General features: G+C 68.2%; 9 protein-coding genes. 4 read left to right on the top strand and 5 right to left on the bottom strand.

Features of this window, described 5'->3' with window-relative positions:
• The first annotated feature begins 93 nt into the window (after nt 1-93).
• Nucleotides 94-1,728, top strand: a complete 1,635-nt coding sequence (locus tag AC1DQP_RS10110; protein WP_478051525.1) for an NAD+ synthase — start codon at nt 94-96, stop codon at nt 1,726-1,728.
• Nucleotides 1,729-2,394: 666 nt separating this feature from the next.
• Here AC1DQP_RS10110 and AC1DQP_RS10105 read toward each other — a convergent pair.
• Nucleotides 2,395-3,279 (bottom strand): outer membrane protein assembly factor BamD, encoded by an 885-nt coding sequence (locus AC1DQP_RS10105; RefSeq protein ID WP_256775509.1) that lies wholly within the window; start codon nt 3,277-3,279, stop codon nt 2,395-2,397.
• Nucleotides 3,280-3,395: 116 nt separating this feature from the next.
• Here AC1DQP_RS10105 and rluD point away from each other — a divergent pair, with 116 nt between their 5' ends.
• From rluD to AC1DQP_RS10090, 3 genes are read left to right on the top strand one after another with little or no spacing between them, the layout of a single operon-like run.
• The gene (rluD, locus tag AC1DQP_RS10100) at nt 3,396-4,391 is read left to right on the top strand and encodes a 23S rRNA pseudouridine(1911/1915/1917) synthase RluD (RefSeq protein ID WP_312236494.1); all 996 of its coding nucleotides are present in this window, start codon (nt 3,396-3,398) and stop codon (nt 4,389-4,391) included.
• Nucleotides 4,391-5,170 carry a peptidoglycan editing factor PgeF gene (gene pgeF, locus AC1DQP_RS10095; protein ID WP_457319151.1) on the top strand — a complete coding sequence of 260 codons (780 nt, stop codon included), beginning with the start codon at nt 4,391-4,393 and terminating at the stop codon, nt 5,168-5,170. The genes rluD and pgeF overlap by 1 nt, the downstream gene beginning before the upstream one ends.
• A gap of 4 nt (nt 5,171-5,174) precedes the next feature.
• Nucleotides 5,175-5,594 carry a thiol-disulfide oxidoreductase DCC family protein gene (locus tag AC1DQP_RS10090; protein ID WP_457319152.1) on the top strand — a complete coding sequence of 140 codons (420 nt, stop codon included), beginning with the start codon at nt 5,175-5,177 and terminating at the stop codon, nt 5,592-5,594.
• 8 nt (nt 5,595-5,602) lie between these two features.
• On the opposite strand, the gene AC1DQP_RS10085 is transcribed toward AC1DQP_RS10090, so the two are convergent.
• The 4 genes from AC1DQP_RS10085 to otsB form a co-directional block, all read right to left on the bottom strand.
• Complete coding sequence (locus AC1DQP_RS10085) at nt 5,603-6,946, bottom strand: OmpA family protein (protein ID WP_457319153.1); 1,344 nt, start codon at nt 6,944-6,946, stop codon at nt 5,603-5,605.
• A 372-nt stretch (nt 6,947-7,318) separates the two neighbouring features.
• Entirely contained in the window at nt 7,319-8,683 is a 1,365-nt protein-coding gene (gene otsA / locus AC1DQP_RS10080) for an alpha,alpha-trehalose-phosphate synthase (UDP-forming) (protein WP_256775504.1), read from the bottom strand.
• A complete protein-coding gene (locus AC1DQP_RS10075; RefSeq protein WP_478051524.1) occupies nt 8,680-10,461 on the bottom strand; it encodes a glycoside hydrolase family 15 protein in 1,782 nt (593 codons plus the stop codon). Before AC1DQP_RS10075 ends, otsA begins: the two co-directional genes overlap by 4 nt.
• A gap of 76 nt (nt 10,462-10,537) precedes the next feature.
• Nucleotides 10,538-11,296, bottom strand: coding sequence for a trehalose-phosphatase (gene otsB / locus AC1DQP_RS10070; RefSeq protein WP_256775502.1), 759 nt, complete (start codon nt 11,294-11,296; stop codon nt 10,538-10,540).
• Nucleotides 11,297-11,582: the final 286 nt, after the last annotated feature.

Below are 11,582 nucleotides of genomic sequence, written 5' to 3'. Positions count from 1 at the left end.
GGCCGGCACCGCACGATGCCGCCAACGATCGCGTGGTTGCCGGCCAGCGGCCGGCACTACAATGAGCGCATTGCAACCACTGGCTGGACCTTCATGGCTTCGATCCGCATCGCGATGGCGCAGTTTGATTTCCCGGTGGGCGCGGTGGCGCAGAACACCGACAACATCATCGCGATGATCGCCGAGGCGCGTGATGAGTACGGCGCCGAGCTGGTGGTGTTCCCGGAACTGGCGATCAGCGGCTACCCGCCGGAAGACCTGCTGCTGCGTCCGGGCTTCCTGTACGACTGTGAGCAGGCGCTCACGCGCATCGCCGCCGCCGCAACCGGCATCGCCGTCGTGGTCGGCTGGCCGCAGGCGGCCGGTGCGGTGGTCTACAACGCCGCCAGCGTGCTGCGCGATGGCAAGGTGGAGCACACCTACCGCAAGCGCGAGCTGCCCAATTACGCGGTGTTCGACGAGCGCCGCTACTTCGACGTGGACCCGGACGGTGGCAGCTGCGTGTTCGAGCTGAAGGGCGTGCCGGTCGGCGTGCTGATCTGCGAGGACCTGTGGTTCGCCGAGCCGCTGGCCGACACCGTGCGCGACGGTGCGCAGCTGGTGCTGGTGCCCAACGCCTCGCCCTATGAGCGCGGCAAGCATGCCCAGCGCGATGCGCTGCTGGCCGAACGCACGCGTGAGAGCGGGGCGGCGATCGCCTACCTCAACGTGGTCGGTGGCCAGGACGCACTGGTGTTCGATGGCGCCTCGGTCGTGGCCGACGGCGACGGCACCGTGCACCCGGCCGCGGCGGCATTCACCGACCAGTGGCTGGTGGTGGATTACGACGCGCAGACGCGCCGTTTCCTGCCGCGCGAGTGGATCGACGACGGCGATGAGAGCATGGACGCGCTGGCCTGGCGCGCGGTGACCCGTGGCATCCAGGATTACTGCCGCAAGAACGGCTTCAAGAAGGTGTGGCTGGGTCTGTCCGGCGGCATCGATTCGGCGCTGGTGCTGGCCATGGCGGTGGACGCGCTGGGCGCGGACAACGTCACTGCGGTGCGGCTGCCGTCGCGCTATACCGCCGGCGTGTCCAACGACCTGGCTGCCGAGCAGTGCCGCGCGCTGGGCGTGAAACTGGAAGCGGTGTCGATCGAGCCGGTGTTCGAGGGGCTCATGGCTGCGCTCGGCCCGATGTTCGAAGGGCAGGCTGCCGACGTCACCGAAGAGAACCTGCAGTCGCGCAGCCGCGGCGTGATCCTGATGGCGCTGTCGAACAAGTTCGGCGGGCTGCTGCTGACCACCGGCAACAAGAGCGAGTATGCGGTGGGTTACGCGACCATCTACGGCGACATGTGCGGTGGCTATGCGCCGCTCAAGGACCTGTACAAGACCGAGGTGTTCGGCCTGTCCAAGTGGCGCAACACCGTGGGCGGCGCGCCGGTGATTCCGCCGGCGGTGATCAGCCGCCCGCCCTCGGCCGAGCTGCGCGACAACCAGACCGACCAGGACTCGTTGCCGGCCTACGACGTGCTCGATGGCATCCTGTACCGCTACGTGGACCAGGAGCAGTCGCGCGAGGAGATCGTGGCGGCCGGGTACGCTGCCGACGTGGTGGACCGGGTGCTGCGCCTGGTGCGCACCAGCGAGTGGAAGCGCCACCAGGCCGCCCCGGGTCCGAAGGTGTCGCGGCGCGCGTTCGGGCGCGAGCGCCGGTATCCGATCAGCAACGGCTACAAGGGCTGACCGGCAAGACCGATAGGTGCAGGGGCGCAGTTGGGGGATATCCCCGTGCGGGCCGGTGCCCGCCCTGGCATCCGGGAGGCGCAAGGCACGGTAGAGCCGGCTGCTGGCCCGCTCCCATACCCTCTGCAGCACGCGGAGGAGCCGACCGGCGGTCGGCACTACCGTAAAGAAAAGGTGCTTCGCCTCTATGCGGGGCAGGCAGACGTGTGCTTTGACCCGTTCCAGGCGCGGTGGTCGGTGGGCCGGGCGCTGGACCCCCATGCCCTTTCCGGCGACGCCCCCGGCGTCGGCCTGCGGCCGCCCCGTCCTCTGTTGTTTCGCCTCCAAGGGCATGGGGGGCCAGCGCCCGACCCACCGACCACCGCCAAAACGCCTGGCTTCTATCTGATTACCGCAAGCCGAGCCCCTTAGCGGCCGGTAGGCCCCTGGGCAAAATCAAGGAGGAGGCCGTAGGCCGGGGGACATTTGCGCCAGGGGGCTACCGGCCGCTAAGGGGCCCTCACGCGCGCGACAGACCCAAGCGGAGAAGCCGCCAGATCGGGCTCGCCGCTCGCACTGCCCGTCCACACGAGTAGCCTCGCGCCCACGCTGCGAAGGCCCTTGCAACAAGGCGCCCCCCTCAGATGGGAGAAGAACCAAAGAAAAGGCCCCTTGCGGGGCCTTGTCTTACTTGCGGTTCATCGTCGCATTGCGCTGGCCGGTGCTGGCGGACTTCTCGCCGGCAAACGGATTCAGCTTGCGGATCATCCACGGATACTTCGGCCACTTGCCCTGCAGCCACGGATGCTCGGGCTGGTTCAGCTCCAGCACGCGGCGCGCGTCATCGGCCAGGGTCTTGTTGCCCAGGTGAGTGTAGGCCTCGCCCAAGGCGGCAACCGCGTCGTACTGGAAGGCGCTCTGGGGGTAGGTTTCCAGCAGGTAGTTGGCACGGCCGGCGGCCGACACCCAGGCCTGGCGGCGCAGGTAGTACAGGGCGTTGTCCAGCTCGTGCTGGGCGAACACGTCGCGCAGCTCGATCATGCGCTGGCGCGCATCGGCGGCGTAACGGCTGTTCGGGTAGCGGTCGACGACGATGTTGAAATCGGCGTAGGCCTGGCGCGGGGTGGACAGGTCGCGGCGGCTCGGGTCCAGCGACCACACCCGGCGCAGGAACACCGTGTTGCGGTTGCCGTTGGCCAGGCCACGCAGGTAGTACATGTAGGCGATGTTGCGGTGGGTCGGGTAGGTACGGATGAAGCGGTCCACGCTGGACACCGCGTCATCGTGCTTGCCGGCCTTGTACTGGGCGTAGGCGGTCTCGATCATCGCCTGCTCGGTGTACGGACCATACGGGTACTGGGCGATCAGGCGCCGGAAGCTGGTCTCGGCCCCGCTCCAGTTGCCGCCTTCCATCAGGCGGTGGCTTTTCTCGTAGATCTTCTCGACCGGCTGGCCTTCGTCCGGGTTATCGCCCTTGGTGCCGCGATGGCAGCCAGTGGCAACGAGGGCCAGGACCAGCAGCAGGGCGGCGGTGCGGACATGCGCGAACAGCGAAAAAGAGCGTCGGATCATGGGGTCAGGGCGGGACGCGGCTGGAATACGAGGGGTCGATGATAGCCTAGTGGCCTGTCCTGCGACTGAAAGTGGTCGCCCGGACCCCAAATTTGTCTCCCTGCGGTGCTTTCCCCATGTCCGATAACGCTTCTGAATCCGAATCCCCCCGCCAGGCCGTGGTGCCCGACACCGCCGCCGGGCGCCGTTTCGACGCCGTGCTGGCCGAGCTGTTCCCCGAATTCTCCCGGTCCAAGCTGACCGAGTGGATCAAGTCCGGCGACGTCCTGCTGGACGGCGAGCAGGTCCGCGGGCGCGACCCGGTGCGCGGCGGTGAGGTGGCCAGCCTGCATGTCGTGCTCGACACCCAGACCCACGCCGAGCCGGAGGACATCCCGCTGGAGGTGCTGTACGAGGACGAGCATGTGTTCGTCATCAACAAGCCGGTTGGCCTGGTGGTGCATCCCGGTGCCGGCAATCCCACCGGTACGCTGGTGAACGCGTTGCTGTTCCGCGACCCGTCGCTGTCGGTGCTGCCGCGCGCGGGCATCGTGCACCGGCTGGACAAGGACACCAGCGGCGTCATGGTGATCGCACGGACCATCCAGGCGCAGACCGCGCTGGTGGAACAGCTGTCGGCGCGCCAGGTGCACCGCCAGTACCTGGCCATCGTGGTGGGGGCGCTGGTCTCCGGTGGCACCGCCGATGCGGCGATCGACCGTCATCCGCGCGACCGCGTGCGCATGGCCGTGCGCGAAGACGGCAAGGATGCCATCACCCATTACCGCCTGCGCGAGCGCTTCCGTGCACACACCGCGCTGGAATGCCGCCTGGAAACCGGCCGCACCCACCAGATCCGCGTGCACATGGCGCACCTGCGGCACCCGATCATCGGCGACCAGCTGTACGGCGGCGCGCTGAAACTGCCCAAGGGCGCCAGCGATGAACTGGTCGCGCAGCTGCGCGGCTTCAAGCGCCAGGCGCTGCACGCCGAAACGCTGGAGTTCGTGCACCCGATCACCGGTGAGACGATCACCAACAGCGCGCCACCGCCGGCGGACATGCAGGCGCTGATGCAGGCGCTGCGCGAAGACAGCAAGCGCTTTGCCGAGCTGGAGCGCGGGCGCCGCTGATGCAGACACCGGTTCCGCTGCTGGCGGCCGACTGGCCGGCCCCGCCCGGGGTCACGGCCGTGACCACCCTGCGTTTTGGCGCAGGGGGATCACGGCCCCCGTTCGACCAGTTCAACATGGGCAACCGTTACGCCGCCGACGGCGACGACCCGGCGCAGGTGCAGCGCAACCGCGACCTGCTGCAGGCCGGGTTGGCACTGCCGTCGGCGCCGCATTGGCTGCGCCAGGTCCACAGCACCACCGTGCTGCGGTTCGATGCGCCTCCGACTGCGGTCGGCGTGGACGTGGAGCCGACCGCCGATGCGGCGGTGACCTCGGTGCCGGGCGTGGTGCTGGCCATCCTCACCGCCGACTGTCTGCCGGTAGTGTTTGCCGCCCGCGACGGGAGCGAGATCGGCGCGGCCCATGCCGGTTGGCGTGGTCTGGCCGACGGCATGCTGGAGGCGACGGTGGCTGCCCTGCATACCCCGGCCGCGCAGCTGCAGGCATGGTTGGGTCCGGCCGCCGGGCCGGCGCATTACGAGGTCGGCGAGGACGTGTTCGCCGCCTTTGTCGACCGCGACGCGGGGGCGCAGGAAGCCTTTGTCGCTACCCGAGCCGGGCACTGGAGGGTCGACCTGTTCGCGCTGGCGCGGCGACGCCTGCACCGCGTCGGGATCGACCCGGCGCACGTCAGTGGCGGTCAGCTGTGCAGCATCGCCGAGCCGCAGCGTTTTTATTCGCACCGTCGCGACCGGCATACCGGGCGCATGGCGACGCTGGCATGGATTGCACCCTGAGCGCATGAACGGCAACGACGCGCGCGCCGAGGGTGCGGTGATCGTGTTCGACGGCGTGTGCGCGTTATGCAGCCGCTGGGTGCGTTTCCTGCTGCGTTTCGACCGGCGCGGACGCTATCGCTTCGCCGCGATGCAGGGCGCGCACGGACGCGCCTTGCTGCTGCAGCACGGCCTGGATCCCGACGATCCGCTGTCGTTCCTGCTGCTGGCGCGGGGCAGGGCCTGGACCGATACCGATGCGATCCTGCAGGTGGTGGGCGGACTGGGCGGCGCGTGGCGGATCGTCACCGTGCTGCAGGTGCTGCCACGCGCATGGCGCGACGGTGCTTATCGCGTACTGGCACGCAACCGCTACCGCTGGTTCGGGCGGCATCACCGCTGCTACCTGCCGGCTCCGGAGCAGGCGGCGCGCTTCCTGGATTGATCCGGGGTTCACCGCGTTTGCCAGGCCAGCACGTCGGCACTGCCCACGACGGGATCGGGACTGAGCAGCGTGTAGCGGATGCGCCGGTTGCGCGCGCGGCCTTCGTCGCTGCGGTTGTCGGCCACCGGGTGCTGCTGCCCGTAACCGACGGGGACCAGCATCGCTGCAGGTACGCCGTGCGCCTGCAGCGTATGGGTCAGGGTGTCGGCACGTTGCTGGCTCAACCGCAGATCGGCCGCCGCGTCACCGGCGCTGTCGGTATGGGCGCCCACTTCGATCCGTGTGCCGGCGGGCGCGGTCGAGAGTGCGGCGGCCACGGCCTGCACGGTGTCGGCGCAATCGCCGGTCAGCGCCGTCGAGCCGGGATGGAACTTCAAGGTGGTCCGGTTGAGTGCATCGACCACCTGCGCAGCATCGGCCTGCGCCGGAAGGTGGGCCAGCGCGGCCAGCCCGGGCCCCCACAGACCGCTGGTATGCAGATCGGCGAAGTCGCGGCGCAACAGTCGTGACACGTCCAGCCGCCGGGTGGGATCCATGGAGGCGGTATCGAGCTGCAGCCGGTCGCCGTCGAAGACGAGCGACAGGCCATCGCCGGACAGGTGCGGCAGCCGGGTGGTCAGCCGGTCCAGCCAGCGCGGACGGCGCGTGCCCGGATCCAGCGCGATCTCGGCGCGCACGTTGGCCGTGCCGTGCAGTGCGACCAGGGCGTTCCAGACCTGGCGCCGCGCCGCCTCGGTGGGCAGGCGGCCCTGCACGTGGATGCGGTCCCCGTGTTGCTGCAGCGACAGCTGTGCATCGCGCTGCGCGCCGACCTGCGGCGCCACCCAATGCGCTGCGTGCATTTTCAAATGTACCCAGGCGGTGAGGCTGACGACGGCCACGCCTACCAGTAACCATAGCGATCCGCGCAGGGCCAGGCCGTGCATCGCATGCGAGGGCGCCGCGCCCGTGATGCGCCGACGCTGCAGATGCGGCCTGGTGGCGCCTGCCGTCACGCGTGCATGGCCCTCGGGCGGCGTCACCAGCCCGATCAGCTCCGGCAGCAGCTCACAGGCGAGCACCCGGAAGGTGCCCGGCGGGAAGCCAGCCCGACGCGCCATCGTGGCGAGCGCGTGGGTGCCGACGGCGTGTTCGAGTTCACTGGCAAGGATCGGGCGGGAGAGCTCGCGCGGGTTCTGCCAGGAGCGGAACTGCACGCCCAGCCCGGCCTGGTCGAACTGCTGCTCCAGCCCGTCCAGTCCCAGCGGGTGCGAGGCGATCCAGCCGACCAGGACGCCGACCACGCTGCGTGCGCGGTAGCCCAGGTCGAATCGTACGGCGGCATCTTCGATGAAACGGTCGAGCGCTGACATGCAGAAAAAATCCCCCGGAAAGAGCGTGCAGGTAGGCGTACACGAACCGGCCCATGCGATATGGATGGGCTCTTGGGGGCGTCACTTTGGTCAGCAACCGTCAATACGAAATGAAATTTCGTGGGAGGTTTCGTTTTCGAGGTCACCGGAGGTGGGGCAATCAATGCGATCTATCGCGGCGACGGCTTGCAGCAGCGGGCGTTGCGCCGTCCGGCGCGTTGATCGCGACACGCCAAGGCGTCTGTGCAGGGCGATGACACAATCGTTTCATCCGCAATCAATGTGGGTCGAAAGCGTCAGTGCCCGCGCGGCATCCGCAGCATCGCCGATGCCGCGCAACGGCCGCCGCGGGCAGCCCGGCAATCGCCCGCGTCAGCCCTCCAGGGCCTGCAGATAGGTCTGCCGCCAGTGGTTGATGTCGTGCGCGCGCAGGTGTTCCATCATCGCCTGCCAACGCTCCACGCGTTTGCGCAACGGCATGGTGGCGGCGGTGGCGATCGCATCGGCCACGCCATCCAGGTCGTGCGGATTGACCAGCAGCGCCTGTTTGAGTTCATCGGCCGCGCCCGCCAACAGCGACAGCACCAGCACACCGGGATTTTCCGGGTCCTGCGAGGCCACGTATTCCTTGGCCACCAGGTTCATGCCATCGCGCAGCGGCGTGACCAGGCCGACCGCGGCGGCGCGGTAGAAGCCGGTCAGGGTGGCATGGGTGAAGTTCTGGTTGACGTAACGCAGGGGCGTCCAGTCGGGCGCGGCGTGGCCGCCGTTGATGTGCCCGGCGATCTGTTCCAGCTGGCTGCGCAGCTGGCGGTACTCGGTGACATCGCCGCGCGAGACCGGCGCGATCTGCAGGTAGGTGAGGCTGCCATGCTGGTCCGGATGGCGTTCCAGGTAGCGCTCAAAGCCCAGGAAACGCTCGGGCAGGCCCTTGGAGTAATCCAGCCGGTCCACGCCGATCGCCAACTGGCGGTCGCGCAGGCTGTTGCGCAGGTCGCGCACGGCCGGCTTGTTGGCGCCGGCCTTGGCTTGCCGCGCGATGTGCTCGGTATCGATGCCAATCGGGAAGGCGGCGGCACGGAAGCGGCGACCGCCCGGGGCCTCCAGTTCGCCATCGGCCAGCACCCGACCGCCGCCGAACAGGCGCACGTAGGATTGGAAACGGTCGGCGTCGCGTTGGGTCTGGAAGCCGACCAGGTCATAGGCGTACAGGCTGGAAAACAGCCGCAGGTGGTCGGGCATGGCCTGCAGCAGGTCGGCCGAGGGCATCGGCACGTGCAGGAAGAAGCCGATCCGGCAGCCGATGCCGCGCTCGCGCAACAGCGAGGCCAGCGGTATCAGGTGGTAATCGTGGATCCACACGATGTCGTCCTCGCGCAGCAGCGGCGCGAGTTTTTCGGCGAACAGCGCGTTGACCCGGCGATAGGTTTCGCGGGTGGCACGGTCGTAGTCGACCAGGTCCAGGCGGAAGTGCAGCAGCGGCCACAGCGTGCGGTTGGCAAAGCCGTTGTAATAGCCATCCACGTCGCGCTTGTTGAGGTCCATGGTCACATAGCGGATGTCGCCTTCGACCTGCTCATGCACCGCACCGCTGTTGTCGCGCACCGATTTGCCACTCCAGCCGAACCAGACCCCGCCGCGCTCCTTGAGCGCGGCGAGCAGGCCGACTGCCAGCCCGCCGGCGCGGGTTTCCCCGGGCACCGCGACCCGGTTGGACACCACCACCAGCCGGCTCATGAGGCCTCCTGCCAGCTGCGCGACAGGCGCATGGCGGCGGTGATCAGGCCGACGTGCGAATAGKTCTGCGGGAAGTTGCCCCAGGCCTCGCCGCTGTCGAAGGCCAGGTCTTCGGAGAGCAGGCCCAGGTGATTGCGGCGCTCGAGCAGGGTTTCGAACATCTCGCGTGCTTCGTCCAGGCGGCCGATCGCCGCCAGCGCGTCGATATACCAGAAGGTGCAGATGGTGAAGCTGGTTTCCGGCTCGCCGAAGTCATCGGGCGCCACATACCGGTAGAGCGCGTTGCCATGCTTGAGGTCGCGGCCGATGGCTTCGACCGTGGCGACGAAGCGCGGGTCATTGGCCTCGATGAAGCCGATATCGGCCAGCAGCAGCAGGGACGCGTCCAGGCGGTGGCCGTCGAAGGTGTCGGTGAAGCGCCCCAGCTCCTCGCTCCACGCTTTTTCCAGGATGCGCGCGTGGATGATGTCGGCGCGCCCGCGCCAGTAATCGGCACGGTCGTCCAGCTTCAGGCGCACGGCGATCTTGCACAACCGGTCGCAGGCGGCCCAGCACATCGCGCTGGTATAGGTGTGCACTTCGGTGCGGCCGCGGAATTCCCACAGACCGGCGTCGGGCACGTCGTGCAGGGCGAAGGCCTGCTCGCCAAGTGGCTCCAGCCGCGCGAAAGTATGGGCATCGCCCGGGTCCTGCAGGCGCTGGTCGAAGAACAGCTGGGTGGACGCAAGCACCACGCTGCCGTAGACATCATGCTGGCGCTGCACCCAGGCCAGGTTGCCGCGACGCACCGGGCCCATGCCGCGGTAGCCGTCCAGCGAGGCCACTTCGGTTTCCTCCAGCTTCGCCTCGAAGCCGATGCCGTACAGCGGCTGCAGGCTGCCGTCGGCGGTGGCCAGGTTGAAGATGTAGCCCAGGAACTGCTCCATGGTGCGGGTGGCGCCGAGCCGGTTGAGCGTGCGCACCACGAAGGCGGCATCGCGCAGCCAGCAATAGCGGTAATCCCAGTTGCGGATGCTGCCGGGCGCTTCTGGGATGGAGGTGGTCATCGCAGCGATGATCGCGCCGCTGTCTTCGTACTGGCACAGCTTGAGGGTGATCGCACTGCGGATCACCGCGTCCTGCCATTCCAACGGGATGGACAGGTAACGCACCCACTCGCGCCAGTAGTCACGGGTACGTTGGAAGGACTCCTGCACGTAACCGCTGAGCGAGCGGTTCAGCGATTCGTCCACGCCGAGCACCAGGTTGACCGGGTGGTTGAGCACGAAGGGCAGGCCGTCGCGGACGAACCGCAGCGGCACGTCGGTGGTCAGGCGCAGCACGTGATCGGGCAGGACCCAGCGGATGTGGTTGCTGCCCCAGGTGGCATCGGGGACGCGCGCGCCCCAGTCGGCCAGCGGTCGCGCGCGCACGATGATGCGCGGGTTGCCGGCCAGCGGACGGACCTGGCGGATCAGGCTGACCGGCCGGTAGAAGCGATCGTTCTGGCGCCAGCGCGGGGCGAAATCAATGATTTCCAGCGCGCCGCCGTGCTTGTCGTGCAGCACGGTCCGCAGGATGGCCGTGTTGGTGAGGTAGCTCTGTTCGCTGCTGACCAGGTCTTCGAGTTCGATGGCGAAATCACCGCCTTCGTTTTGGTTGGGGCTGAGCAGGGCACAGAAGGTGGGGTCGCCATCGAAGGTGGGCAGGCAACTCCACACCACGCGTGCGTGTTGGTCGATCAATGCGCCGAAGCTGCCGTTGCCGACTACACCAAGATTAAGATCGGGTTGTGTCATGGGTACTGCATCTCGTTCGGGCCGTGCCACCGCAGCGGATGCAGCGGGGCGGCATCGGTGGGGTAAAGGGCCAGGGTCAGTACGCGTTTTCCCGCAGCCACGCATGCACGCTGCGGATGTCCGGCAGGGCGAAAACGGCGGCGCTGGGGCTGCGCGCGCCGACCAGTACGCTCCAGCCATGCTGGGCGTTGGCGGCGTCGAAGCCGAATTCATCGGTGAGGTCGTCGCCGAGGAACACCGGCAGGCGGCCTCGGAAGGGATATTCCTGCATCAGCTGTTGCAGGGCGCGGCCTTTGTCGCTGCCCTGCGGGACGAATTCGACGACGTGGTCGCCCGGTTGCAGGCGGTAGCCGGCGTGTCCGCGGATGTGGCGTTCGGCGAACGCGCGCACCTCGTCGGCGGCATGCGGGGCACCGCGCCAGTGCAGGGCCAGGCTGCGGCCCTTGTCTTCGACCAGCACACCGGGGTTGCCATGCGCGAAACGCATGGCCTGCTGGTGTACGGCGTGCAGCCATTCGCTGGTATCGGCGCTGTTGGCCTGGCTGTCGATGTGGCCATCGGCGCGACGCAGTTCATGACCGTGCAGTCCAGCGGCGGGGAGGTGAAGGGGCGCGAAGAGGTCGTCGAGCTGGTTGAGCGGGCGGCCGCTGATGAGGGCGACGGCGCCTTCGAGGCGATCGCTGATGCGGCCGATGGCTTCGCGGACTTCGGGCAGCAGCGTGACCGCTTCGGGGTCGCGCTCGAATTCGATGAGGGTGCCATCCACGTCGAGGAACAACGCACAGGCATCGTCCAGCAGTGGCGGCGACGGACGCGGGGGGAGGTCGTTGGCCATGCGTGCCAACATGCCATTCACGGTGTGATTGTTAGGTCATGGGCGTGCGTTGCGTGCCATGTTCACGTGCGGGAAGGGCAATGCCCAGCCTTCTCTAATATGGGGTGTGCCGAGGGAAGAGCAGCCGACCATGGGTCGGCTCTACCGTACCCCCTCACCAGTAGAGCCGACCGTTGGTCGGCTGCACCAATGATCAGAACGTATACCGCACCCGACGGTAGGGCCGGGTGCGTGCGCCGACAGAAGAGCAGCCGACCATGGGTCGGCTCTGCCGTACCCCCTCACC

The sequence above is a fragment of the Stenotrophomonas sp. P5_A8 genome, assembly GCF_056400545.1.
The sequence above is the reverse complement of the archived record's forward strand: the minus strand, read 5'-3'. Positions and strand labels throughout refer to the sequence as shown.